The organism is Streptomyces sp. NPDC092369, assembly GCF_044755245.1.
Classification (GTDB): domain Bacteria; phylum Actinomycetota; class Actinomycetes; order Streptomycetales; family Streptomycetaceae; genus Streptomyces.
On the sequence record NZ_JBIVQP010000001.1, the window covers coordinates 1,397,417 to 1,420,674 of the forward strand.

Annotated in this window: 21 protein-coding genes; 12 read left to right on the top strand and 9 right to left on the bottom strand. The window is 71.5% G+C overall.

The annotated features are described in order from the left end of the window. Positions 1-186: 186 nt before the first annotated feature. The 3 genes from ACIQI8_RS06170 to ACIQI8_RS06180 form a co-directional block, all read right to left on the bottom strand. Positions 187-861: a GntR family transcriptional regulator gene (locus ACIQI8_RS06170; RefSeq protein ID WP_402345405.1), complete on the bottom strand. Its 675-nt coding sequence runs from the start codon at positions 859-861 to the stop codon at positions 187-189. 139 nt (positions 862-1,000) lie between these two features. Further along, positions 1,001-1,948 carry a beta-ketoacyl-ACP synthase III gene (locus tag ACIQI8_RS06175; protein ID WP_402345407.1) on the bottom strand — a complete coding sequence of 316 codons (948 nt, stop codon included), beginning with the start codon at positions 1,946-1,948 and terminating at the stop codon, positions 1,001-1,003. Between the two features lie 287 nt (positions 1,949-2,235). Then, positions 2,236-3,570 (bottom strand): OFA family MFS transporter, encoded by a 1,335-nt coding sequence (locus ACIQI8_RS06180; RefSeq protein WP_402345408.1) that lies wholly within the window; start codon positions 3,568-3,570, stop codon positions 2,236-2,238. Positions 3,571-3,830: 260 nt separating this feature from the next. Between ACIQI8_RS06180 and ACIQI8_RS06185 the strand changes: the two genes are divergently transcribed. Genes ACIQI8_RS06185 through fdhD form a run of 5 tightly spaced genes read left to right on the top strand, consistent with a single transcriptional unit; the run spans position 3,831 to position 10,273 of the window. Beyond that, positions 3,831-4,802, top strand: a complete 972-nt coding sequence (locus ACIQI8_RS06185) for a 2-dehydropantoate 2-reductase (protein ID WP_124001813.1) — start codon at positions 3,831-3,833, stop codon at positions 4,800-4,802. Then, the gene (locus ACIQI8_RS06190) at positions 4,799-6,724 is read left to right on the top strand and encodes a molybdopterin oxidoreductase family protein (RefSeq protein WP_402345411.1); all 1,926 of its coding nucleotides are present in this window, start codon (positions 4,799-4,801) and stop codon (positions 6,722-6,724) included. Before ACIQI8_RS06185 ends, ACIQI8_RS06190 begins: the two co-directional genes overlap by 4 nt. 5 nt (positions 6,725-6,729) lie before the next feature. After that, positions 6,730-8,559, top strand: a complete 1,830-nt coding sequence (locus ACIQI8_RS06195) for an NAD(P)H-dependent oxidoreductase subunit E (protein WP_402345414.1) — start codon at positions 6,730-6,732, stop codon at positions 8,557-8,559. Continuing rightward, positions 8,556-9,416, top strand: a complete 861-nt coding sequence (locus tag ACIQI8_RS06200; protein WP_402345416.1) for a 2Fe-2S iron-sulfur cluster-binding protein — start codon at positions 8,556-8,558, stop codon at positions 9,414-9,416. The genes ACIQI8_RS06195 and ACIQI8_RS06200 overlap by 4 nt, the downstream gene beginning before the upstream one ends. A gap of 8 nt (positions 9,417-9,424) precedes the next feature. Beyond that, positions 9,425-10,273 carry a formate dehydrogenase accessory sulfurtransferase FdhD gene (gene fdhD / locus ACIQI8_RS06205; protein ID WP_402345418.1) on the top strand — a complete coding sequence of 283 codons (849 nt, stop codon included), beginning with the start codon at positions 9,425-9,427 and terminating at the stop codon, positions 10,271-10,273. A 71-nt stretch (positions 10,274-10,344) separates the two neighbouring features. On the opposite strand, the gene ACIQI8_RS06210 is transcribed toward fdhD, so the two are convergent. Continuing rightward, a complete protein-coding gene (locus ACIQI8_RS06210; protein WP_402345420.1) occupies positions 10,345-11,154 on the bottom strand; it encodes a LysR family transcriptional regulator in 810 nt (269 codons plus the stop codon). Positions 11,155-11,277: 123 nt separating this feature from the next. Here ACIQI8_RS06210 and ACIQI8_RS06215 point away from each other — a divergent pair, with 123 nt between their 5' ends. Continuing rightward, on the top strand, positions 11,278-11,997 hold the full coding sequence (locus tag ACIQI8_RS06215; RefSeq protein ID WP_402345422.1) for an SDR family oxidoreductase: 720 nt from the start codon (positions 11,278-11,280) through the stop codon (positions 11,995-11,997). A 43-nt stretch (positions 11,998-12,040) separates the two neighbouring features. On the opposite strand, the gene ACIQI8_RS06220 is transcribed toward ACIQI8_RS06215, so the two are convergent. Next, positions 12,041-12,565 carry an isochorismatase family protein gene (locus tag ACIQI8_RS06220; protein WP_402345423.1) on the bottom strand — a complete coding sequence of 175 codons (525 nt, stop codon included), beginning with the start codon at positions 12,563-12,565 and terminating at the stop codon, positions 12,041-12,043. A gap of 19 nt (positions 12,566-12,584) precedes the next feature. Continuing rightward, a complete protein-coding gene (locus tag ACIQI8_RS06225; RefSeq protein WP_402345425.1) occupies positions 12,585-13,022 on the bottom strand; it encodes a MarR family winged helix-turn-helix transcriptional regulator in 438 nt (145 codons plus the stop codon). A 151-nt stretch (positions 13,023-13,173) separates the two neighbouring features. On the opposite strand from ACIQI8_RS06225, the gene ACIQI8_RS06230 reads away from it, so the two are divergent. Then, positions 13,174-14,091, top strand: coding sequence for a zinc-binding alcohol dehydrogenase family protein (locus tag ACIQI8_RS06230; protein WP_402345427.1), 918 nt, complete (start codon positions 13,174-13,176; stop codon positions 14,089-14,091). 93 nt (positions 14,092-14,184) lie between these two features. On the opposite strand, the gene ACIQI8_RS06235 is transcribed toward ACIQI8_RS06230, so the two are convergent. Continuing rightward, the gene (locus ACIQI8_RS06235) at positions 14,185-15,720 is read right to left on the bottom strand and encodes a DUF4331 domain-containing protein (RefSeq protein ID WP_402345429.1); all 1,536 of its coding nucleotides are present in this window, start codon (positions 15,718-15,720) and stop codon (positions 14,185-14,187) included. A gap of 304 nt (positions 15,721-16,024) precedes the next feature. Between ACIQI8_RS06235 and ACIQI8_RS06240 the strand changes: the two genes are divergently transcribed. The 3 genes from ACIQI8_RS06240 to ACIQI8_RS06250 all read left to right on the top strand — a co-directional run bounded on the left by ACIQI8_RS06240 (position 16,025) and on the right by ACIQI8_RS06250 (position 18,465). Continuing rightward, complete coding sequence (locus tag ACIQI8_RS06240; protein WP_401728601.1) at positions 16,025-16,297, top strand: hypothetical protein; 273 nt, start codon at positions 16,025-16,027, stop codon at positions 16,295-16,297. Beyond that, complete coding sequence (locus tag ACIQI8_RS06245; RefSeq protein ID WP_402345431.1) at positions 16,294-17,136, top strand: collagen-like protein; 843 nt, start codon at positions 16,294-16,296, stop codon at positions 17,134-17,136. Before ACIQI8_RS06240 ends, ACIQI8_RS06245 begins: the two co-directional genes overlap by 4 nt. A gap of 114 nt (positions 17,137-17,250) precedes the next feature. Continuing rightward, a complete protein-coding gene (locus tag ACIQI8_RS06250) occupies positions 17,251-18,465 on the top strand; it encodes a DUF4185 domain-containing protein (protein WP_402345432.1) in 1,215 nt (404 codons plus the stop codon). Here ACIQI8_RS06250 and ACIQI8_RS06255 read toward each other — a convergent pair. Next, positions 18,401-19,414, bottom strand: a complete 1,014-nt coding sequence (locus ACIQI8_RS06255; RefSeq protein WP_402346725.1) for a bile acid:sodium symporter family protein — start codon at positions 19,412-19,414, stop codon at positions 18,401-18,403. The genes ACIQI8_RS06250 and ACIQI8_RS06255 overlap by 65 nt on opposite strands. A gap of 190 nt (positions 19,415-19,604) precedes the next feature. Here ACIQI8_RS06255 and ACIQI8_RS06260 point away from each other — a divergent pair, with 190 nt between their 5' ends. Further along, positions 19,605-20,468, top strand: a complete 864-nt coding sequence (locus ACIQI8_RS06260) for a LysR substrate-binding domain-containing protein (protein ID WP_402345434.1) — start codon at positions 19,605-19,607, stop codon at positions 20,466-20,468. A gap of 28 nt (positions 20,469-20,496) precedes the next feature. Here ACIQI8_RS06260 and ACIQI8_RS06265 read toward each other — a convergent pair whose 3' ends face one another. Beyond that, the gene (locus tag ACIQI8_RS06265; protein WP_402345436.1) at positions 20,497-21,477 is read right to left on the bottom strand and encodes an Lrp/AsnC family transcriptional regulator; all 981 of its coding nucleotides are present in this window, start codon (positions 21,475-21,477) and stop codon (positions 20,497-20,499) included. A gap of 112 nt (positions 21,478-21,589) precedes the next feature. Between ACIQI8_RS06265 and ACIQI8_RS06270 the strand changes: the two genes are divergently transcribed. Further along, entirely contained in the window at positions 21,590-23,065 is a 1,476-nt protein-coding gene (locus ACIQI8_RS06270; protein WP_402345438.1) for an MFS transporter, read from the top strand. Positions 23,066-23,258: the final 193 nt, after the last annotated feature.

Sequence of the window (23,258 nt, forward strand, 5' to 3'; positions counted from 1 at the left end):
CCGCCTCAATCGGCCGCCTCTGTTCGGGCTTTCGAGGGGAACGTAGCAGCGAGCGCCGAACCTGGGAAGAAGCTGTGCACGAATTGGAGCCCACTTTCTCCACTGAGAGGACAAAGAAGAAGCCGACGCAGGGGAGGAGAGGGACCGGTTCAGGGGACAAGCGGGACAAGTCCCGTCAGGCACCGCCTACTTGGACCGTGCGTGATACGACCGCCGCGTGTGCTCCGTGTGCTCCCGCATCAGCGCCGTCGCCCGCTGTTCGTCGCGCGCCGAGATCGCCGCGATCAGTGCCCGGTGCTCGATCCACGACTCGTGGCCGCGCTGGCGGGCGATCGGGGTGTAGTACCAGCGGACCCGGCGGTCGACCTGGGCGGCCAGTTCGGCGAGGACCGTGTTGCCGGCCAGCTCCATCACCTTCGCGTGGAAGCGGGCGTTCATCGCGACGGCGCCGTCCACGTCGTCCGCGGCGACGGCCTTCTCGCCCTCGGCGCACAGTTCCTCGAGGACCTGGATGCCGGAGCTGCCCGCGTTGGCGGCGGCCAGGCGGGCGGCCTCCGCCTCCAACAGGGTGCGGACGGTGAGGAGTTGGTCGGCCTCCTCCTCCGTCGGCTCGTGCACGAACGCGCCCTGGGCGGGTCGCAGATCGACCCACCCCTCGGTGTTCAGCCGCTGCAGCGCCTCCCGCACCGGCTGCCGCGAGACGCCGAGGTGCCCGGCGAGCTCGCTCTCGACCAGGTGCTGGCCGGGCTGGAGGGCGCGGGTGGTGATCAGTTCGAGCAGCGCCTCGTAGACGCGGTCGCGCAGCGGGCCGGGCCGTTCGAGCTTGGGCACCGCGCCTTGCGGCAGTCCTGTCGACAACATCGGTCCGTCCCCCTCCTGGGCAGCGCGGGGCAACTGCAGCCGGAAAGCCAGTATGAATTGTCTTTCGTCTACAGTCTACGGCGGGCAACAGCCAGGGAGTTCGGGCGTCGACTGCGTCACATCCCCGAGAACTCCCAGGTCAGGGACAGCGGACGACCTGACCGGCGTACGACAGGTTTCCGCCGAAGCCGAACAGCAAGACCGGGTCGCCGGTGGTGAGCGCGCCCTGTTCGACCAGTTTCGAGAAGGCGAGCGGGATGCTGGCCGCCGAGGTGTTCCCGGACTCCGTTACGTCCCGGGCGACGACGGCGTTCACCGCGCCGATCTTCTCGGCCAGCGGTTCGATGATCCGCAGGTTGGCCTGGTGCAGGACGACTCCGGCCAGTTCCTCGGGCGCGAGCCCGGCCTTCTCGCAGGCCTTGCGGGCGATCGCGGGCAGCTGGGTGGTGGCCCAGCGGTAGACGCTCTGGCCCTCCTGGGCGAACCGGGGGGGCTGGCCCTCGATCCGTACGGCGTGCCCCATCTCGGGCACCGAGCCCCACAGCACCGGCCCGATGGCGGCCTCCTCGCCCGGCCCGCACGCCTCGACCACGGCGGCCCCCGCGCCGTCGCCGACGAGCACGCAGGTGGTGCGGTCGGTCCAGTCGGTGACCTCGGACATCTTGTCGGCGCCGATGACCAGGGCCCGCGTCGCGGCGCCCGCGCGGACCGCGTGGTCGGCGGTGGCGAGGGCGTGGGTGAATCCCGCGCACACGACGTTGACGTCCATCGCGGCCGGCGAGGGGATGCCGAGCCGGGCGGCGACGCGCGCGGCCATGTTGGGCGAGCGGTCCACGGCGGTGGAGGTGGCGACCAGGACGAGGTCGATGTCGGCGGGCGAGAGCCCGGCGCCGGCGAGCGCCTTGGCGGCGGCGTGCGCGGCCAGCTCGTCGACGGGCTCGTCGGGACCGGCGATGTGGCGTGTACGGATGCCCACCCGGGACGTGATCCACTCGTCGCTGGTGTCCACCATGGCCGCCAGGTCCTCGTTGGTGAGTACCTTCGCGGGCTGGTAGTGACCGACGGCGGCGATGCGCGTGCCGTTCATCTGGGTGGTCCCCCTCGTTGTCGCCTTGAGTTGCGGGATCCTCCAGTCTGGGGAGTGACTCACCGGTACGACGGCAGCCAAGGCGACAGGATTCGGGCGCCCCTGTTGTCGGCTTCTGTCAGCCGCATGGCCTACGGCCGGACGCCCGAACCCCTCCCGAACAATCACCCGGTGAGCGGGGCACTCACTTGGTGAACAATTGCGTCGCTTTCTGTACGAGTTCGTACAGTCCGTACACGAGCGGCGCCCCCACCCAGAGCCAGGCGAAGGCGATCAGCGGGCGCCGGTCAGGCGGACTCTGACTGCTGTCGTTCGACATCGGCGGTCTCCTCCCTCGGGGCGGGGATGTGGTGGCGGGCGTCGACGGGCCGGACGAGTTCGTTGGCGACGAAACCGACGACCAGCAGGCCGATCATGATGATGAAGGACAGCCCGTACAGGGCGGAGCCGTGCTTGCCGGCGTCCTCCTGGCGGTCGGCGATCCAGTTCACGATCAGCGGTCCGAGGACGCCGGCCAGGGACCAGGCGGTGAGCAGCCGCCCGTGGATCGCGCCGACCTGGTAGGCGCCGAAGAGATCCTTGAGGTAGGCGGGGATGGTCGCGAAGCCGCCGCCGTAGAAGGACAGGATCACCAGGGCGCACAGGATGAACAGCGGCTTCGAGGAGTCGCCGAAAAGTGCGATCAGCGCGTACATCACGGCGCCGACGCCCAGGTAGACGCGGTAGATGTTCTTGCGTCCGATCAGGTCGGAGGTCGACGACCAGCCGATGCGGCCCGCCATGTTGGCGGCGGACAGCAGCGCGACGAAGCCGGCGGCGGCCGACACCGAGACCGGGGTGGAGGTGTCCGCGAAGAAGTCCGTGATCATCGGGGCGGCCTTCTCCAGGATGCCGATGCCCGCGGTCACGTTCATGCAGAGCACCACCCACAGGCACCAGAACTGCGGGGTGCGTACGGCGTTGCGGGCGGAGACCTGCGGCCCCTGGAGGGCGCTCGGCGCGCCTTCGACGGGCTTCTCGGTGCGCGGGACCCGCACCAGGAACACGCCGAGCGACATGAACACGGCGTACACCAGGCCGTGCACGAGGAACGCCTGCGCGATCCCGGAGCTGTCGCTGCCGAACGACTCCAGCATCTGGGTGGACCACGGCGAGGCGATCAGCGCGCCGCCGCCGAAGCCCATGATCGCGATGCCGGTGGCCATGCCCGGCCGGTCCGGGAACCACTTGATCAGGGTGGAGACGGGCGAGATGTAGCCGATGCCGAGGCCGATGCCGCCGACGAAGCCGTAGCCGAGGACGATCAGCCAGTACTGCTCCGTGGCCGCGCCGAGGGCGGAGATCAGGAAGCCGGACGAGAAGCAGACCAGCGCGACGGTCATGGCCCAGCGCGGCCCGTTGCGCTCCACGAACGTGCCGCCGAACGCGGCCGACAGACCCAGCATGACGATGGCGAGCTGGAAGGGCAGCGCGCTCTGTGTGCCGCTGAGGTCGAGCGAGGATTCGAGCGGCGGCTTGAAGACGCTCCAGGCGTAGGCCTGGCCGATGGAGAGATGGACGGAGAGAGCGGCGGGGGGAACGAGCCACCGGCTCCAGCCGGCGGGTGCGACGGGGGGACTCATGATCCCGGACGGTAAGCAGTGCGACGGTGGTTGAGAAGCCGCGCGTCGACCGTATGCGGTGAGCGGTATGCGACACGCGACGAACGGTCGTAGCGGCGGCCGGTGTCCGGCCGGTCGACCGGCTCGCGTCCAAGGCTTGGTCAGGTCGTGCGCGAACCCTTGCTGCCCCAAGTCCCATACTGTAGACAATATTCCGTCGACAAGGTTCGGCAGTTCGGCCATCTCCGCGGTATCCCTCGACCGAACGGAGCTTCCCCGCCATGAAAGTCGCAGTTCTCGGCGCCGGTGCGATCGGCGCCTACGTCGGTGCCGCGCTCCACCGCGCCGGTGCCGACGTCCATCTCGTCGCCCGTGGACCGCACTTGGCGGCCATGAGGCAGCACGGAGTACGGGTGCTCAGCCCGCGCGGCGACTTCACCGCGCACGCGCACGCCACCGACGACCCGGCCGAGATCGGCCCGGTCGACTACGTCTTCCTGGGCCTGAAGGCCAACTCGTACGCGGCGTGCGGGCCGCTGATCGAGCCACTGCTGCACGACACCACGGCGGTGATCGCCGCCCAGAACGGCATTCCCTGGTGGTACTTCCACCGACACGGCGGCCCCTACGACGGCCACCGCGTCGAGAGCGTGGACCCGGCCGGCGCGGTCAGTGCGGTGCTCGCGCCCGAGCGGGCCATCGGCTGCGTGGTGTACGCGGCCACCGAACTCGAAGGGCCGGGAGTCGTACGGCACTTGGAAGGCACCCGGTTCTCCGTCGGCGAGCCCGACCGCAGCGTCTCGACGCGCTGCACGGCGTTCGGCGAGGCGATGGTGGCCGGCGGTCTGAAGTGCCCGGTGGAGCCGGACCTGCGCAACGACATCTGGCTCAAGCTGCTCGGCAACATCTCCTTCAACCCGATCAGCGCGCTGTCCCGCGCCACCATGCGGCAGATGTGCCTGCACGGCGGCACCCGCAAGGTCATCGAGACCATGATGGCCGAGACGCTGGCCGTCGCCGAGGCGCTCGGCTGCGAGGTCGGCGTCTCCATCGAACGCCGGCTCGCGGGCGCCGAGAAGGTCGGCGACCACCGCACCTCCACGCTCCAGGACCTGGAGCGCGGCAAGCCGCTCGAACTCGACGTGCTGCTCGCGGCCGTCGTCGAGCTGGCGGAGATCACCGGCGTGGAGGTGCCCACCCTGCGCACCGTGCACGCCATCTCGGACCTGCTCGCGCTGAGGAGCGCCGCATGAGGAAACGCGACCGGACCCCGAAGACCTACACCCGCCTCACCCACCCGCTCGTGCGCGACTCCCGCGACGAGCCCTTCCGCCAGGCGAGTTGGGAGGAGGCCCTGGACCGGGCCGCCCAGGGACTCGCCCGCAACCGTGACGCGTTCGGCATGTTCTCCTGCGCCCGCGCGACCAACGAGATGAACTACGTGGCCCAGAAGTTCGCCCGCGTGGTCATGGGCACCAACAACGTCGACTCCTGCAACCGGACGTGTCACGCGCCCAGCGTGGCGGGCCTGACGGCCGCGTTCGGCTCCGGCGGCGGGACCTCGTCGTACGAGGAGATCGAGCACACCGACGTCATCGTGATGTGGGGCTCCAACGCCCGCTTCGCGCACCCGATCTTCTTCCAGCACGTCCTGAAGGGGATCAGGAACGGCGCCCGGATGTACGCCGTCGACCCGCGCCGCACCTCCACCGCCGAGTGGGCGGAGAGCTGGCTCGGTCTCAACGTCGGCACGGACATCCCGATGGCGCACGCGATCGGCCGCGAGATCATCCACGCGGGCCTGGCCAACGAGGCGTTCATCGAGCGGGCGACCTCCGGCTTCGAGGAGTACAAGGCGCTCGTCGAGCCGTGGACGCTGTCGCTCGCCGAGAAGGTGACGGGCGTACCGGCCGCCGCCATAAGGGAGTTGGCGCACGCCTACGCCCGTGCCGAGCGCGCCCAGCTGTGCTGGACCCTCGGCATCACCGAGCACCACAACGGCACGGACAACGTCCGCGCGCTCATCAACCTCTCCCTGTTGACCGGCCATGTGGGCCGGTACGGCAGCGGGTTGCAGCCCCTGCGCGGGCAGAACAACGTGCAGGGTGGCGGCGACATGGGCGCGATCCCCAACCGTCTGCCCGGCTTCCAGGACATCCTCGACCCCGACTCACGGCTCAAGTTCGAGTCGGCCTGGGACACCGTCATCCAGCCGCACTACGGCCTGAACCTCACCGAGATGTTCGAGGCGATGGAGGAGGGCACCCTCAAGGCCGTCTACTGCATCGGCGAGAACCCGGCGCAGTCGGAGGCCGACAGCGAGCAGGCGGTACGGCGGATGTGGGAGCTGGACTTCCTCGTCGTGCAGGACATCTTCCTCACCAAGACGGCCGAGCTGGCGGACGTGGTCCTGCCCGCCACCGCCGGCTGGGCGGAGACCGACGGTACGACGACCAACAGTGAGCGGCGGGTTCAGCGGGTCCGGCGTGCGGTCACCCCGCCCGGCGAGGCCCGCGAGGACATCGACATCATCTGCGAGCTGGCGGGGCGGCTGGGCCACGACTGGAAGTACGCCGACGCCGAGGCCGTCTGGAACGAGCTGCGTTCGGTGTCCCCGGACCACTACGGGATGACGTACGAGCGGCTCGCCGAGCAGCAGGGCATCCAGTGGCCCTGCCCGAGCACCGAGGAACTCGAACCGACCTATCTGCACGGCCGGTTGTGGGAATCCGACCCGGCCGCGCGGGGCCGGCTCGCGCCCTTCGGGATCGTGCTGCACGATCCGCCGGTCGACCTCACCGACGAGCGGTACCCGATCCGGCTGACCACCGGGCGGCGCCTGGACTCCTACAACACCGGTGTGCAGAGCGGCAGTTTCGCCTCACCGCTGCGGCGCGGCGAGTACATCGAGCTGTGCCCGGAGGACGCCGAGCGCTACGGGGTCGTGGTCGGCGAGGAGGTCCAGGTGTCCTCGCGGCGGGGTTCGGTGCGGGCGCCCGTGTGGGTCGACACCGCGCTGCGGCCGGGGCTCGCCTTCATGACCATGCACTTTCCCGACGAGGTGGACACCAACCAGCTGACGATCGAGGCCAATTGCCCGATCGCGGGGACGGCGGAGTTCAAGGCCTCGGCGATCCGGATCGAGAAGCTTCCCGTGGCGACGATCGTGAGGTGACGTAAGTGGACCTGCACTTCGGCGACAGCAAACCGACGGACGACGAACGGGCGGCCGTGGACGCCCTGTTGGGCCCGCCCGAGTCCTCCTGGGAGGGCGCGGACCGCTCCGACGCCGATCTCAGGTGGGCACGCGGCGGACGTGCCGCCCGGGACCGCCGCGACCTGCTGCTGCCGGGGCTGCACGCGATCAACGACCGGATCGGCTGGATCAGCGACGGCGCCCTCGACTACCTCTGCCGCCGGCTCACCGTGCCGCCGGCGGAGGCGTACGGGGTCGCCACCTTCTACGCCATGTTCTCCGTCAAGCCCCGCCCCGCCACCGTCCTGCACGTCTGCACGGACCTCGCCTGCGCGGCGGCCGGGGCCGCGGACCTGTGCGCGGGGATCGAGTCCCGCCTCGGCCCCGGCAGCGGCGTCCACGTGGAGCGCAGCCCGTGCCTCGGCCTGTGCGAGCGAGCCCCGGCCGCGCTCGCGATCAAGGCGGGCGACCCGGTGCGTACGGCGGTCTCGGCACCGGCGACCGTCCACGAGGCCGTGCTCGCCGCGAGCGCTCCGGACTCGGCGCGCGAGGAGCCGTCGGCCCAGCTGGCGGTGCCCCAGGCCTCGGCTCCTGAAGAGGAACTGATCCTGCTGCGCCGCATCGGTGTGGTGGACCCGTCGAGCCTCGACGACTACCGCGCCCACGGCGGCTACACCGCCCTGCGCCGCGCCTTCGAGCTGGGGCCGGCCGGGGTCATCCGCGAGGTCACCGACTCCGGCCTGGTCGGGCGGGGCGGCGCCGCCTTCCCCACCGGCCGCAAATGGCAGGCCACGGCGTCGCAGCCCGACCACCCCCACTACCTGGTGTGCAACGCGGACGAATCCGAGCCGGGCACCTTCAAGGACCGCGTCCTCATGGAGGGCGACCCGTACGCGCTGGTCGAGGCGATGACGATCGCCGCGTACGCGACCGGCGCCCACCGGGGCTTCCTCTATCTGCGCGGCGAGTACCCGCGTGCCCTGCGCCGCCTGGAGCACGCGATCACGCAGGCACGCGCGCGTGGCTTCCTCGGCGAGGACGTCCTCGGTCAGGGCTACGCCTTCGACATCGAGATCCGGCGCGGTGCGGGCGCCTACATCTGCGGCGAGGAGACCGCACTGTTCAACTCCATCGAGGGCTACCGGGGCGAGCCGCGCGCCAAGCCGCCCTTCCCGGTGGAGAAGGGCCTGTTCGGCAAGCCGACGGTCGAGAACAACGTCGAGACCCTGGTCAACGTACTGCCGATCCTGACCATGGGCGCACCGGCGTACGCGGCGATCGGCACCGAACGGTCCACCGGGCCCAAGCTGTTCTGCGTCTCCGGGAGCGTGGACCGGCCCGGCGTCTACGAACTCCCCTTCGGCGCCACGCTCGGTGAGCTGCTGGCGAAGGCGGGCGTGCGGGAGGGGCTGCGGGCGGTGCTGCTGGGCGGCGCGGCCGGCGGCTTCGTACGGGCGGACGAACTCGACATCCCGCTCACCTTCGAAGGCACCCGGGAGGCGGGCACGACGCTCGGCTCGGGGGTCGTCATGGCCTTCGACGACACGGTCCCGCTGCCCCGACTGCTCCTGCGGATCGCCGAGTTCTTCCGGGACGAGTCGTGCGGGCAGTGCGTGCCGTGCCGGGTCGGGACCGTGCGGCAGGAGGAGGCGCTGCACCGGATCGCGGAGCGCACGGGCGCTGCCGCCGCCGATGACATCGCCCTGCTGCGCGAGGTCGGCCGCGCGATGCGGGACGCCTCGATCTGCGGTCTGGGACAGACCGCGTGGAACGCCGTGGAATCCGCCATCGACCGACTGGGGGCGTACGAATGACCGTGACATCGCTGGGGATCCCGCGCCGGCTGCTGGAGTTCACGATCGACGGGGAGAGTGTCCGGGCGCCCGAGGGTGCGACGATCCTCGACGCCTGCCGGGCCGCGGGCAAGGACGTGCCGACCCTCTGCCAGGGCGACACGCTCACCCCGAAGAACGCCTGCCGGGTCTGTGTCGTCGAGGTCGAGGGCTCCCGGACCCTGGTCCCGGCGTGCTCCCGCAAGGCCGAGCCCGGCATGGAGGTCAGGACCGACACCGAACGCGCCCGGCACAGCCGCAAGATCGTCCTGGAGCTGCTGGCCTCCTCGGTCGACCTGTCGACGACCCCGCAGGTCGCCGGCTGGATCAAGGAGTACGAGGCGAAACCGGACCGCTTCGGCCCGGACGCGGCCCGTCTCGACGAGGAGCCGAGGGTCGACAACGATCTGTACGTGCGCGACTACGACAAGTGCATCCTCTGCTACAAGTGCGTGGACGCGTGCGGCGACCAGTGGCAGAACACCTTCGCGATCTCCGTCGCCGGGCGCGGTTTCGACGCCCGGATCGCGGTCGAGCACGACGCCCCGCTGACCGACTCCGCGTGCGTGTACTGCGGCAACTGCATCGAGGTGTGCCCGACGGGCGCGCTGTCGTTCAAGTCGGAGTTCGACATGCGGGCGGCGGGTACCTGGAACGAGTCCGAACAGACCGAGACGACCACCGTGTGCGCGTACTGCGGAGTGGGCTGCAACCTCACGCTCCATGTGCAGGACAATGAGATCGTGAAGGTCACCTCGCCGCACGACAACCCGGTGACCCACGGCAACCTCTGCATCAAGGGCCGTTTCGGCTACCAGCACGTACAGAACCGGGACTGAGGCACGACATGGGACGAGTCACGGAACGACGCAAGGTCATCCGCATCCGGGACGGGGCGGTCTCCACCCGCCCGGACACGCTGGTCGCGGAGGAGCCGCTGGAGATCCGGCTGAACGGCAAGCCGCTCGCGATCACCATGCGCACCCCGGGCGACGACTTCGCGCTGGCCGCGGGCTTCCTGGTCAGCGAGGGCGTGCTCGCCGAGCAGAGCGACCTGCAGAACATCGTGTACTGCGCGGGCGCCACGGTCGACGGCTCGAACACGTACAACGTGGTGGACGTGCGGACGTCCCCCGGTGTGCGGATCCCGGACATCACGCTCGAACGGAACGTCTACACGACCTCGTCGTGCGGCCTGTGCGGCAAGGCGAGCCTCGACGCGGTGCGGACGACGGCCCGCTGGCCGATCGCCGACACTCCCCCGGTCCGGGTGGAGCCCGAACTGCTCGCGAGCCTCCCCGACCGGCTCCGCGCGGCCCAACGGGTCTTCGACCGGACCGGGGGTCTGCACGCGGCGGCCCTGTTCACCGAGGACGGCGAACTGGTCGACATCCGGGAGGACGTGGGCCGGCACAACGCGGTCGACAAGCTGGTCGGCCGCGCCCTGCAGCAGGGGAACCTGCCGCTGTCGCGGACGCTCCTGCTGGTGTCGGGGCGGGCCTCCTTCGAGCTGGCGCAGAAGGCGGTCATGGCCGGCATCCCGGTCCTGGCGGCGGTCTCGGCGCCGTCCTCGCTGGCGGTGGATCTGGCGGCGGAGACCGGTCTGACCCTGGTGGGCTTCCTGCGGGGCAGCTCCATGAACGTGTACGCGGGCGAGCACCGCATCGCCCTGCGGACCGCGGCCGCCCAGGCGTGAGGGGCTCTCCGCGACACGGCGGCGGGGCCCCGACCGGCGGGGAGCGCCCCCTGCGCCGCAGGGGCCCCGTCTCAGACGTTCGCGATCCGCGCGAACGCCGAGATCAGCGGTGACCGGCGGGACGCGTCCCAGGCGAGGACCACCTCGTCGGGCTCCGCGTCCGCGACGGTCACATAGGTGATGTCGGGCCGTGAGTACTGCTCGGCGACCGACACCGGGACCAGCGTGATGCCCCGGCCCGCGACCACGCGCTCGAACTTCTCCTCGATCGTGCGGATCGGCACCTGGTCGGGACCGGCGTCGACGTAACGCAGCCGGGGCTCGTCCGCGAGGTCGGCCATGAGCAGCTCCTGCTTGCCGGCCAGCCGGTGATCGGCGGGGAGCATCGCCACCCGCGCCTCCGTGAACAGCGGCAGCAGCTTCAGCCCCCGCTCCCGGATCGGCCGGCGCAGATACGCGATGTCGACCGTCCCGTCGAGGATCCGTTCCTCCTGGTCGTCCCACTCGACCCGGCGGGCCTCGACGGCGACATCGGGGTGCGCGGCGGAGAGGGCACGCACGGCGTGCGATACGACGACGCCCGCCCGGAAGCCGACGACGAACCGGCGCGGTCCGCGGGCGGCCCGGTGCGTCCGGCCTCGGGCGGCCTCGGCGGCGGCGAGCAACGGGCGGGCGTCGTCGAGGAGTTGGCGTCCGGCTCCGGTCAACGTGACGCCGTGGCTGTCGCGTTCGAAGAGGATGGCGTCCAAGTCCTTCTCCAGCGCCCGGATCTGACGGCTCAGCACCGGCTGCGCGATGTGCAGCGCGTCGGCGGCCCGCCCGAAGTGCAGCTGCTCGGCCACCGCCACGAAGTAGCGGACCTTGCGCAGGTCGAGGTCCATGCCGCCCGCCCTTTCCGTCGGCGATGCCTCCAGGGTATCGCCACAGCTGAAAGAGGTCTTGGACGGCGGGACGCGGGCGGCCGCAGGGTTGATTCCGTAGCGAAACCACGGAAGGAACACGTCATGAGCCTGCAGGGACAGCGGATCGTCGTCATCGGCGGCACCGGGGGTATCGGACGGGCGGTCGCGGAGGCAGCCGCCCAGGAGGGCGCGGACGTGGTCGTCGCCTCGCGCCGGCAGGAGAGCGTGGACGCGGCGCTGAAGCGGCTGCCGGGCGGTGCCGAGGGACACGTCCTGGACGCGACCGACGAGGAGTCCGTACGCGGCTTCTTCGCGCGGGTCGGCGCCTTCGACCACCTCGTCTACACGGCCGGCGAGTCCCTCCTGATGGGGAGTCTCGCCGAGTCGGACCTCGGACAGGCCCGGCGCTTTCTGGACACGCGGCTGTGGGGCGCGTACACGGCCGTCAAGCACGGCGCCCCGTCGATCCGCCCCGGCGGATCCGTCGTCCTGACGACGGGTACGGCCGGGCAGCGTCCGATGCCGGGCACGACCGTCGCGGCGAGCCTGTGCGGGGCGATGGAGTCGCTCACCCGGGCCCTGGCCCTGGAACTCGCCCCCGTCCGGGTCAACGTGGTCTCCCCCGGCGTGGTCCGCACCGAGCTGTGGCGGGACCTGGCCCAGGAGGACCGCGAGGGGCTGTACGCGTCCACCGCCGCGTCGCTCCCGGTCGGCCGGGTGGGCGAGCCGGCGGACATCGCCGAGGCGTACCTGTACCTGATGCGCGGCGGCTACAGCACCGGCTCGGTCGTCACCGTGGACGGCGGCGGGGCGCTGGTCTGAGGACCGCGCCACGCCCCTGGGACCGTCAGGACACGCGGGCGGCTCAGGCCACGAACCGCACCTCCGCCGCCGTGACCACGGTCCCCAGCCGCGGGAAGTCCAGCCGCACGGACGCGTCGTGCTCGGGACCGGTCAGCGCGGCCATGGCGTCCTCGACGAACACGAGGTCGTAGCCGAGGTCCCCGGCGGCGCGGGCGGTGGACTCGACGCCGAGGTTCGTGGCGATACCGCCGAACACCAGCGTGGTGACGCCGCGTTCGTGGAGGCGGTCGTGCAGGTTGGTGCCCTGGAAGCCGCCGATCGTCCGCTTCACGACCTCGATGTCGCCGTCCCGGGCGAGGCCCGCGACCAGCTCGCTGCCGGCCGGCTGTTCGGCGACGCCGTCCCGCTCGACCCGGATCAGCACGACGGGCGCGCCGGCCGCGCGGAAGGCGGTCGTCAACTCCCCGGCGGCATGCAGGACTTCGGTGCCTTTGCGGGGTTCCAGGGGCAGCGCGACGATCCGGTCCATCAGATCGACGAGCACGAGGGCGCTGCGCGCGGGGTCGAGCGCGAGGGGTGCGGTCATGACGGAACGTTATCCGTCGTCAGCCGTCCGTACCGGAAATCCGGATCAACAGGTCCATGAACTGGTCGCGTTCGGCGGCGGAGAGCGGGGCGAGCAGCTCCTCGTTGGCCGCGCGGGCGGCCCGCTCGCAGCGCTCCAGGAGCCAGGCGCCCTGCGCGGTGAGGGACACCGCGTTCTTGCGCCGGTCCTTGGGATCGGGCTCGCGCACGATGTGACCCGCGGCCTGGAGGTCGTTGAGGACGCCGACCAGGTCCTTCGGGTCGAGGCCCACACCTCGGCCGAGGTCGGCCTGGGCCACGGGGGCGAGGTCGCGGACGGCGGAGAGCACGACGTGGTGCCACATCTTCAGCCCCTCGGCGGCCAGCGCCCGGGCCACCAGGGTCCGCCCGCGGGCGGCCGCGCGGCCGAGCAGCCAGCTGGGCAGGGAGCGGATGGCGACGAGGGGCGCTTCGGGCATGGGGACAGCGTAGCGAGAAGTCGTTGGACTTCCCAATGAATCATGTCTACCGTTGGGACTCCCAACGAAATCATGGGACCTCCAACAAAATTGTCAGAAGCTCCGACGAAGCTGTTGGACCCCATCGACACCCGCGACACCCGGAGGTGTGATGCGCCGCGTCCGCTACGAGTCCGCCGGCGGCCCCCTGTTCCTGGAGGACGTCCCCGTACCCGAGCCCGGCCCCGGTGAAGTCCTCGTCCGCTGCGAGGCGATCGGCGTCACCCTCCCGGTCGTCCGCAAGGTCACCGAGGCCGCCGAACCGAACCCGCTGGGCGGCGAGATCGCGGGCGAGGTCGTGGCGGTGGGCGCCGGAGTCACCCGCTTCGGCGCCGGCGACCGGGTCACGGGCCTGTGCTTCGGGCACGGCTACGCCGACTTCGCGCTCCTGAACGAGGCCATGGCCTCCCCCGTCCCCGAGACCGCCACCGCCGTCGAAGCGGTGGCCCTCGTCCGCAGCGGCCTGGTCGCTCTCGGCGCCCTCGCCGCCGCGCACCCGGAGCCGGGCGAGTCGGCCCTGGTCACGGCCGCGGCGAGCGGGGTCGGCCACCTCGCCGTACAGCTCGCGCGGGCCCGGGGCGCGACCCGGGTGGTGGCCGCCGTCTCCGACCCCGCGAAAGCCCCCTTCGTGCGCTCCCTCGGCGCGGACGAGGTGATCGCCTACGCCGACGAACACTGGGGCGAGCCCGTCGACTACGCCCTCGACGCGGTCGGCGGCGAACTCCTCACCCCGGCGATCGGCGCCCTGGCCCCGGGCGGGCGACTGGTGGCGTACAGCTCGGGCGGCGGCACGATCCAGGCGTACGACCTGCTCGTGGGCGCCAAGTCCGTGATCGGCTTCCAGATGGCGCACATCGCGCGCGGGCGGCCGGAGTTGTACGAGCGGTGGCGGCGGGAGCTGTGGGCGCTGTTCGCGGAGGGGGCGCTACGGCCCGCCGTGCACGGGGAGTTCGCGCTGGAGGACGCGGCTCAGGCGCATGCGGTGATCGAGTCGCGGGGGAATCTGGGGAAGGTCGTGCTGCGTACATAGCGCGGAAGACGCCGACTGGGCGCGGAAGAGGGCGGGCGTCGGACTCGCCGACTCCCGCCCTCCCCTGTTTCGCTGTCCCTGCCGGTCAGCCGGTCAGTTCAGGCGCTGTGTGCGCCGGCGCCACCACGCCAGGCCCAGGCCGATCAGCAGGATCCCCACCGCGCCCGCGCCCGCCGACGCGGCGATCAGGCCGGTGTTGCGCGTGCCGTCCGCCGAGCCGGCCGGCTCAAGGCTGTCGCCCAGCTGGTTGCGGACGTCGTTGCCACCGGTCGCGCCCTTCGCGAGCGGTCCTCGCGAACCGGCGACGGGCTGGGCCAGGTAGGGGAAGGAGTCGCCGAACTTCTGGTCGTCGGCGTCGACCGCGTCCCCCAAGTCGTTCTTGGCACCGACGAGTTCACCCTCGACGGTCTGGAGCGAGATGTCCACGACGTCGTCGGTGAGCCGGCGCCCGTTCGGGAAGCCCGCGTTGTCGCCGTCGAGCACACCGAGCCGCTTCGGGTTCGCGGTCGGCTTGATCGAGGTGTTCAGGCGCAGCATCTCCGCCGGTCGCACGTTCGGCGGCTGGTTGAGGCCCTTGACGCCCTTGAGGAAGACGTCGACGAGATCGTTGCGCGGTTCCGCGGGCGCCTTGATCTTGTAGATGGCCTCCAGGAGCTTCGGCAGCTCCGGATCGGTCACGTTCTTCAGGAACTGGCCGTCGTTCCACGGCGAGTCCGCGTTGAACCTGTCCTTGTCCTTCAGCGGGTTGACGACCTCGTTGACCAGCGGGTTGCCCAGCCGCGAGACCTGCTCGTAGGAGCCCTCGGCGTTCTTGCGCTGGGTGGTCGACCAGATGCCCACGATCGGCTGCTTCCTCGACTCGGTGATCATGTCGGTGGGCAGTTGCAGAGCGATCGAGTTGACGTTGTAGCCCTTGAGGGTGTTGTTGCCGACCTCCGAGAGGTTCCCGCCGTACAGCAGGTCGAAGACGCGCAGGTCCAGGAAGAACGGGTCGTCCGCCTGGCCCGCGAACGTCCGCGCGCCGCCTGCGAGTTGGCGGACGGCCTGCCCGCGCAGCCTGCCGTAGTCCGGCATCGACGCCTTGCCGACGTTCGACGGGGCGACCGGTATGTCGTCGGCGAGCTTCGTCTCCGACACGACCTGCTGGTTGTGCAGCTTGAGCAGCTCGATGTCGTAGGTCTGCGTGACGTTCAGGTCCGGGTCGTCCAGGCCGGTGACCGGGCCGGTGTTGTACAGGAACGTCTTCTTGTTCTTCGTGTGGGTCTTGAAGGTGTAGCGCAGCAGGAGTTCGCCCTGCGCGTCACCGTTGTTGTCGATGTGGATGTCGTACTGGGCGTCGTCCGCGAACGTGTAGAAGTTCGGGCCGCCCGAGGGGTCCTCGAACGGGATCCAGTTCGCGATGATCGTCGTCGTCTGCGGGCTGTCCGGACTCACGAACGCGTACACGTCCGTGTTGTCGTAGCGGGGCTGTCCCGAGATCAGCGGGGCCTCCCGGTGACTGGAGGCGGAAGCCGCCCCCGGTTCCAGCGTGGCCACACCGGCGGCTGCGAGTCCCCCGGCGGCCAGCGCACCCGCTACGAGGGTCGCGAGGCCCCTGCGCCCCGCCCCGCTCCTTGAGTTAGGTGTCATTCCGTCCGTCCTCCATGCCAACTTCCCTGACGCTGGAGGATTCGGAACGGCCGCCCGCACGGATTGGTGGGTATCGACCGATCTGACGGATCCTTCAGTTGATCAACCGGGTTGAGGTGAACCGTGTCCTCTCGCGTCCCGGCGGCTGAAATCTGCATCTATGCGTCACCTCTGACACCCCTTCACCACCCATCCGGCGTAGTCCGTACCCCCGGCACACCCGTCCGGCACACGGCTCGTTACCTCTGGTGAGTTCAACGGGCCGCTTCGTGTGCGACCCGTCGTACGAGTAGGAGGCAGTCACTTGGATGCCGGCACCACCCTGCTCGGCTCGCTGCTGGCGGCCACGGGCGTGCTGGGGGCGGCCGTGGTGGCGTATCTGGGCAAGCGCGGCGAGAACGCTCTCAGCGGCTACTCCAGCCTGACCGAGAAGCTGCAGTCCGAGCGGGACCGCCTGGAGCGGCAGGTGGCCGAACGGGACACGCGGATCACGGAGTTGGCCACTCTGCACGCCGCCGACCAGTCGGAGATCGCACGGCTCAGGATCGACATCGACCGGCTCGGAGGTGCGCGGTGAGGTCCCGTTTCGAGCGACTGCTCGCGTCGCGCTGGCGCAGCGTGTTCCTCGTCTGTGTGCTGATCGCCCTCTGCGGCGTCGCCGTGATCCTGTGGGCCCGCATCGACGCCGGGGACCGTCGCGCCGACCAGATGCAGACCGAGGCCGACCGCCGGGGCCGGGCCGTGTCCACGCTCGCCCGGGACGTGCGCGCGCTGCGCGCCCAGGTCAGGGCGCACGGCGGCACCCCGGCTGCCCCCGATCCCTCCGACGCGGTCGACGACCTCTTCGACCGGATCCGGGTGCCCGCCGCGCTGCCCGGCGAGCGGGGTGAGAAAGGGGAGAAGGGCGATCGGGGCGCGGGCGGGACGCCCGGTGCCGCCGGTGGCCAGGGGCCGCGCGGCGAACCCGGACCCTCCGGGCCGACGGGACCGTTGGGTCCGGAGGGCTCGCCGGGGCCGTCGGGACCGACCGGCGACCCGGGCCCCGCGGGGACCGACGGCGTCACCGGTCCGGCCGGTCCCGCGGGCGGCGGCGGCAGTCAAGGAGCCCCGGGCGTCCAGGGTCCCAAAGGAGACCAGGGCGAACCCGGAGCGCGCGGCCGGCCGGGACCCGACTGTCCCGACGGCTACTCCCTCCAGGTCCCGGCGAACGATCCCGACGCCCTGGTCTGCCGCAGGGCCGGTGCCGTCGCGCCGGCACCGAGCCCCGGACCCGCGGCGCTGCTTCCGGTGCTGCCGGTCCTGCGTCGGCGGATGCGTCGTACAGGACACGGTCGTCGGCGGGGTGGGCGGGACAGCAGTCCACCGGGGCGCCCTCGGAGACGCCGGTCCTCGCGAACACCGGCGCGGCACCGCTGACTTGGCCGACCGACGCGGGGGACGGTCCGGGCGCGTAGGGACATCGCTCCACGGACCACGCGTGCGGACATCGCCCCATGGACCCCGCGAGCGACAACCACTAACGTCCCCTGGGTGCCCGACGACGTACGAGCACGACAGCGAGCGGGAGCCGGGTTCGGTGTGTTGCTGGCGCTGGTTCTCGGAGCCGTGCTGCTCACCGCCCTGCCGGACGATGACGGACCGAAGGGCGGGGCCGGGTGCGCGGCGCGGGCGATCCGGTCCTGGGCGGCCGACTCGGGGCTGACCGAGGAGTTCGCCCGGTACGGCGACGACGCGAGCCGCAGTGACGACTGGACCGGGGGCGACGGCACGCACTCGGTGCGGCTGCCGGACGGGCGGGTGCTGTGGCTGTTCTCGGACACCTATCTGGGTCAGGTGCACGGGCCGCCCAACCCGGTCGGCGAGTCGTACGCGTGGCGGGACACGAGCGCCCCGCTGGTGCGCAACTCGGCCGTCGTGATGGACGGCGAGGGCCGGTTGGAGAGCACGCTGCCCGCTCCCCTCTTCGCCGATCCCGCGCCGGACCAGTGGCGTTGGCCGGTGGCCGCCCGCGTCGAGCCGCGCTCGCCGGGTTCCGCGGAGTCGGTCGTCCGGGTGCTGCTGTGGGTGCGGACGGCCGGGCAGTCGCCGTGGATCTACGGGGTGCCCACCGCCACCGAGGTCGCCACGCTCTCCCTGCCCGACCTGCGGGTCGAGTCGGTCGTGAAGGTGCTCGACCAGTCACTGGTGCCGGATCCCTCCCAACGCGTGCTGTTCGGCACGACGTTGGTCGAGGAGGACGGCTGGACGTACGTGTTCGGCGGCGACGACGGACAGGCCGCGTCCCGGCCGGCCTCGTCGGCGTATGCGGCGCGGGTGCCGGAGGGACGGCTCGGCGAGCCGGGCGCCTGGAAGTACTGGAACGGCTCGGGATGGGGCGGCGCACCGCGGCCGGTGCGCGGGGCGAAGGTGGGCAGCGCGTTCTCGGTGGTGCGCACGGAGGGGACGTACGTGCTGTTCACGATGGCCGCGGGTACCGCGGGGCTGACGACCGTGACGTCGTACTGGGCCTGCTCCCCCACCGGGCCCTGGCACGGTCCGACGAAGGACTTCAGCCCGGCGCTGCCGCACGGCGGGGTGGCCGCGTACAACCCGCAGGTCCATCCCGAACTGAGCGGCGACGGGCGGCTGGTGCTGAGTTACGACGTCAACTGGCTGGAGACGGTGGGGGCTTCGGCGAGCATCAACGCGAACGTGACCCTGTACCGACCGCGGTTCGTGACGTTGCGGCTGGCGGAGCCGGGGTGAGGTCCTCCACCGGGTCGTGCGAGCGGCGTTTGGCGATCACCGCGCAGACCATCAACTGCATCTGGTGGAAGAGCATCAGCGGGAGCACCGCGAGGGAGGCGTGCGCGCCGAACAGGACGCTGGCCATGGGCAGTCCGGAGGCCAGGGACTTCTTGGAGCCGGCGAACTGGATGGCGATCCGGTCCTCGCGGTTGAAGCGCAGCGCCTTGCCGCCGTACCAGGTCAGGGTGAGCATCACCGCGAGCAGGACGGCCTCGACGACGAGCAGGCCGCCGAGCCGGATCGCGCTCACCTGGTGCCAGATGCCCTGGACCATGCCCTCGCTGAACGCGGTGTAGACGACGAGCAGGATCGAGCCGCGGTCGACCAGGCCGAGGACCTTCTTGTGCCGGGCGACGAAGTGGCCGATCCAGCGGCGCAGCACCTGTCCGGCGAGGAACGGCACCAGCAGTTGCAGCACGATCTCGACGAGCGAGTCGGGCGAGAACCCGCCCGCGCTGCTGCCGAGCAGGGCGGCGGCGAGCAGCGGGGTGATGACGATGCCGACGAGGGAGGAGAAGGAGCCGGCGCAGATCGCGGCGGGGACATTGCCGCGGGCCATCGAGGTGAAGGCGATGGAGGACTGGATGGTCGAGGGGACCAGGGTGAGGAAGAGCAGGCCCTGGTAGAGGGGGTGGGTCAGCAGGACCGGGACGAGTCCGCGGGCGGCCAGGCCGAGCAGCGGGAAGACGAGGAACGTACAGGCGAGGACCGTGACGTGGAGGCGCCAGTGGCGCAGTCCGTCCATCGCCTCGCGGGTGGACAGGCGGGCGCCGTACAGGAAGAAGAGGAAGGCGATCGCCGCGGTGGAGGCGCCGGAGGCCACGTCGGCGCCGGTCCCGCGTGCCGGCAGCAGGGCCGCGAGGCCCACCGTCCCCAGCAGCAGCAGGATGTACGGGTCGATCGGCATCCAACTCGGCCATTGCAGGCGTTTCACGGTGCTCCACTTGCTCGTTGCGTGCGCATTGCCGTCGGCGGTGCGGGGACGTTCCGGGGACGGGGAGTCCCCCGCCCATCGTCCTCCTCCGGAGCTTGATCGGGAATCCGTCATACCGCTCTGACTGTCATCACGTTTCACGATAACGAGCTATCCTCTCCCTGTGTACGACCCCTCTCACCTGCGCACCTTCCTGGCGGTCGCCCAGACCCTGAGCTTCACGCAGGCCGCCCGGCGGCTCGGGCTGCGCCAGTCCACCGTCAGCCAGCACGTGCGGCGCCTGGAGGAGGTGACCGGGCGGCAGTTGTTCACCCGGGACACGCACTCCGTGGAGCTGACGGAGGACGGCGAGGCGATGCTCGGGTTCGCGCGCCGGATCCTGGAGGTGCACGAGCAGGCGACGTCGTTCTTCACGGGTACCCGGCTGCGCGGCCGATTGCGCTTCGGCGCCTCCGAGGACTTCGTGCTGACCCGGCTGCCGGAGATCCTGGAGGGCTTCCGGCACGACCACCCCGAGGTCGATCTGGAGCTGACGGTCGAGCTGTCGGGCACGCTGCACGAGCAACTGGCCGCCGGAAAGCTGGACTTGGTACTGGCCAAGCGGCGCCCGGAGGATCCGCGGGGCGAACTGGTCTGGCACGACGAGCTGGTGTGGATCGGCGCGGAGCGGCTGCGCCTGGACCCGGACCGCCCGGTGCCGCTGATCGTCTACCCGGCGCCCGGCATCACCCGCGCCCTGGCCCTGGAGTCCCTGGAACGCCAGGGCCGTTCCTGGCGCATCGCCTGCACCAGCGGCAGCCTCAACGGCCTCATCGCCGCCGCCCGGGCCGGCCTCGGTGTCATGGCCCACTCCCGCGGCCTCGTCCCGCCGGGCCTGGTCCGCGTCCCCGACCGCTTCGCCCTGCCCGAACTCGGCCGCGTCGACTTCGTCCTGGTCCACGGCCACCGCCGCACGTCCGCGGCGGGCGCTGCGGAGGCCCTGGCCCAGTCGATCCTGGGCGGCGGGGACCGGCTGCACCGGCGTTGACTCCGGGCGATCGTCGGATCACACGCCCTCAGCGCGGGGACTGCGCGTACGTCAGCTGTTTGATCCGGCGCAGATACGGCGTCGCCTCCACGTGCTGGAGCCCCGGCAGCCGGCCGAGCGGGCCGCTGATGTAGGCGTAGAGGTCCGCCGTGGTCCGTACGACCACCGAGGCGATCAGATTGCTGGGGCCGGCCGTGGCGGCCGCGTGGGCGATGGGGTCGTGGGTGGCGAGGGCCTCGCCGACGGAGTGGAGGGCGGCCGGGGTCGCGGTGAGCCACAGGACGGCGGAGACCGGGTAGCCGAGGGCCTCGGGGCGGATCTCGACGTCGATGTAGATCGCGCCGGAGGCGAGCAGGGTGGCCAGGCGGCGTTTGACGGCGGACTCGGAGCGGCCGGTGGCGCGCTGGAGTTCGGGGTGGGTGGCGCGGCCGTCGCGCTCCAGGACGGCGAGCAGGGGCTCGTCCTCCGGGTCGATGCGGGCCGGTCCGGGGTCGGGCAGTCGCTCGGGCCGCAGGGCCGCCCGCTCCTCCTCGGTGAGCGCCCCGAAATTGCGCAGCCAGCCCACCGGGCCGCCCTGGAAGCGGTGCAGCAGCTGGTGTGCGCGGATCTCCATCAGCCGCGGGGTGCGCGGCAGCTTGCCCAGGAGCAGGTCGTCCCGGTCGCCGACGCTGCGCGGCCGGGTGCCGCAGATGATCTCGGTGCCGCCGGAGGCGATCGCGATCCAGCTCGTGTCGGGCCGTTTGGCGAGCGCGTCCGCGATGGCCAGCGCGCTGTCGGGCACGCAGCGCAGGCGCAGCGTCCAGTCGTCCTGGCCCAGTGCCGCGCCGTCCCGGACGGCCACGATCCGCAGTCCCGCTTCGGCGCGGAGCCGTCGGTAGCGGCGGGCGACGGTCTGGTCGGAGACACCGAGCACCGCGCCGATCCGGCTGAAGGACGCCCGGCCGTTGGCCTCCAGCGCGCTGAGCAGCCGCAGGTCGAGCTCGTCAAGGGTGTGGGATTCCATCTGCATACCGGTAGCTCCCGTCGGATTCCGTCGCCCGGCCACCGCTCACCCCTCCGATCGGCCGCCCACCGCTCATCGTACGAACCGAGACGCATCCGTCGAACAGGGAGTTGAGGACATGCGTACATGGGGGCCGCTCACGGCTGTGTGCCTGGGCACGTTCATGTTGTTGCTGGACGTCACGATCGCGGTGGTCGCGCTGCCGGACATGGCGCGGTCGCTGCACGCGTCGCTGAGCGATCTGCAGTGGGTGATGGACGGGTACGCGCTGGCGCTGGCCGCGCTGCTGCTCGGGGTGGGGGCCGCGGCGGACATTCTGGGGCGGCGGCGGGTGCAGGTGGTGGGCGTGGTGGTGTTCGCGATCGCGTCACTGCTGTGCGGGCTGGCGACCGGGCCCGGGATGCTGATCGCCGCGCGCGGCGTGCAGGGACTGGGCGCGGCGGCGATGTTCGCGACCACACTGCCGCTGCTGGGCTCCATCTACCGGGGGAAGCAGCGGTCGGTGGCGCTCGGTGTGTGGGGCGCGGTCAGCGGGGCCGCGGCCGCGGTGGGACCGGTGCTCGGCGGGCTGCTGACCGACGGTCCTGGCTGGCGGTGGATCTTCTACGTCAATTTGCCGGTGAGCGTGGTCGCGGTGTGGCTGACCCTGCGGGTGGTGCCGGAGTCGCACGGTTCGCGCGAGCGGAAGGTCGACTGGGCGGGCACGGTGACGTTCGCCGCCTTCGCCGCCGCGCTGACCTACGGGGCCGTGCGCGCCGGACAGCAGGGCTGGAGCGAGACGGGCACCCTGGCCGTCCTCGGGGCGGCCGTCGTGGCGCTGGCGGGCTTCCTCGCGGTCGAACTGCGCGGCGCCGACCCGCTGTTGGACCCTCGGCTGTTCCTGAAGCCGGCGTTCTCGGGCGTGATGGTGGGCGCTCTCGCCTTCAACGCGGCGGCGTTCAGTCTCCTGGCGTACGACTCGATCTGGCTGCAGACACTGCTCGGGATGAGTCCCGTGCGCGGCGGGCTCGTCTTCCTGTGGCTGTCGCTGGCGTCCTTCGTGGTGGCGGCGGCCGGCGGGCGGCTGCTGCACGGGGTGCCCGCGCGGTTCACCGTCGGGGGCGGGCTGCTCGTGATCGGCGCGGGACAGTTCTGCATGGCGTTCCTGGGCGCGGCCTCGACGGCGTCCGCACTGGTGCCGGGTCTGGTCCTGGTGGGGGTCGGTACGGGTCTGGTGGCACCCGGGATCGCGGGCGCGGCGCTGGCCGCCGTACCGCAGGAGCGGGCGGGCATGGCGGGCGGCGCGGTCAACACCTTCCGGCAGCTGGGGTACGCGCTCGGTATCGCCGGGTACGGCACGGTGCTGACCTCCCGCATGCAGGACACGCTGCCGCACGACGCGGCCCACGCGCTGGCGGGCGGCGCGGCCGGGGCGCTGCGTGGGGCCTTCTCCGAGCACGCGCTGCGCACGGCGTTCGCCTCGGGGCTGAACACGGCGGCGGTGCTCGCGGGAGTGACGGCGACGGTCGCGGGCGTCCTGGTCCTGACCTTGGTCAAAGCCCCTCGCACGGCCGCGCGCGAGGCCGAAAGGACCCGAGTCGAGCAGCCTCTGTGACCGGTCCGGGAGGGCCGTAGCCCGGTCGTACAGATTCGGTGGAGATTACGGTGCCGAAACTTACTCAACCGTCAGCTTTGTGTCCGACCCTTCCCCATGTGGGCGCATTTTCCGGCACTGACCAGCCGGTACCTGAACACCGCTCGGCTTCTCACCCCCTCCCGCCCTGCCCCCGGGTGGGGTAGCTTTCACG

Excerpts from the sequence above, each read along its gene's own strand:
- ACIQI8_RS06235 (WP_402345429.1), bottom strand. The coding sequence starts at position 15,720 with ATGACACCTAACTCAAGGAGCGGGGCGGGGCGCAGGGGCCTCGCGACC.
- ACIQI8_RS06190 (WP_402345411.1), top strand. The coding sequence starts at position 4,799 with ATGAGGAAACGCGACCGGACCCCGAAGACCTACACCCGCCTCACCCAC.
- ACIQI8_RS06220 (WP_402345423.1), bottom strand. The coding sequence starts at position 12,565 with ATGACCGCACCCCTCGCGCTCGACCCCGCGCGCAGCGCCCTCGTGCTC.
- ACIQI8_RS06170 (WP_402345405.1), bottom strand. The coding sequence starts at position 861 with ATGTTGTCGACAGGACTGCCGCAAGGCGCGGTGCCCAAGCTCGAACGG.
- ACIQI8_RS06175 (WP_402345407.1), bottom strand. The coding sequence starts at position 1,948 with ATGAACGGCACGCGCATCGCCGCCGTCGGTCACTACCAGCCCGCGAAG.
- ACIQI8_RS06270 (WP_402345438.1), top strand. The coding sequence starts at position 21,590 with ATGCGTACATGGGGGCCGCTCACGGCTGTGTGCCTGGGCACGTTCATG.
- ACIQI8_RS06200 (WP_402345416.1), top strand. The coding sequence starts at position 8,556 with ATGACCGTGACATCGCTGGGGATCCCGCGCCGGCTGCTGGAGTTCACG.
- ACIQI8_RS06225 (WP_402345425.1), bottom strand. The coding sequence starts at position 13,022 with ATGCCCGAAGCGCCCCTCGTCGCCATCCGCTCCCTGCCCAGCTGGCTG.
- ACIQI8_RS06180 (WP_402345408.1), bottom strand. The coding sequence starts at position 3,570 with ATGAGTCCCCCCGTCGCACCCGCCGGCTGGAGCCGGTGGCTCGTTCCC.
- ACIQI8_RS06215 (WP_402345422.1), top strand. The coding sequence starts at position 11,278 with ATGAGCCTGCAGGGACAGCGGATCGTCGTCATCGGCGGCACCGGGGGT.
- ACIQI8_RS06210 (WP_402345420.1), bottom strand. The coding sequence starts at position 11,154 with ATGGACCTCGACCTGCGCAAGGTCCGCTACTTCGTGGCGGTGGCCGAG.
- fdhD (WP_402345418.1), top strand. The coding sequence starts at position 9,425 with ATGGGACGAGTCACGGAACGACGCAAGGTCATCCGCATCCGGGACGGG.
- ACIQI8_RS06185 (WP_124001813.1), top strand. The coding sequence starts at position 3,831 with ATGAAAGTCGCAGTTCTCGGCGCCGGTGCGATCGGCGCCTACGTCGGT.
- ACIQI8_RS06255 (WP_402346725.1), bottom strand. The coding sequence starts at position 19,414 with ATGCCGATCGACCCGTACATCCTGCTGCTGCTGGGGACGGTGGGCCTC.
- ACIQI8_RS06265 (WP_402345436.1), bottom strand. The coding sequence starts at position 21,477 with ATGCAGATGGAATCCCACACCCTTGACGAGCTCGACCTGCGGCTGCTC.
- ACIQI8_RS06230 (WP_402345427.1), top strand. The coding sequence starts at position 13,174 with ATGCGCCGCGTCCGCTACGAGTCCGCCGGCGGCCCCCTGTTCCTGGAG.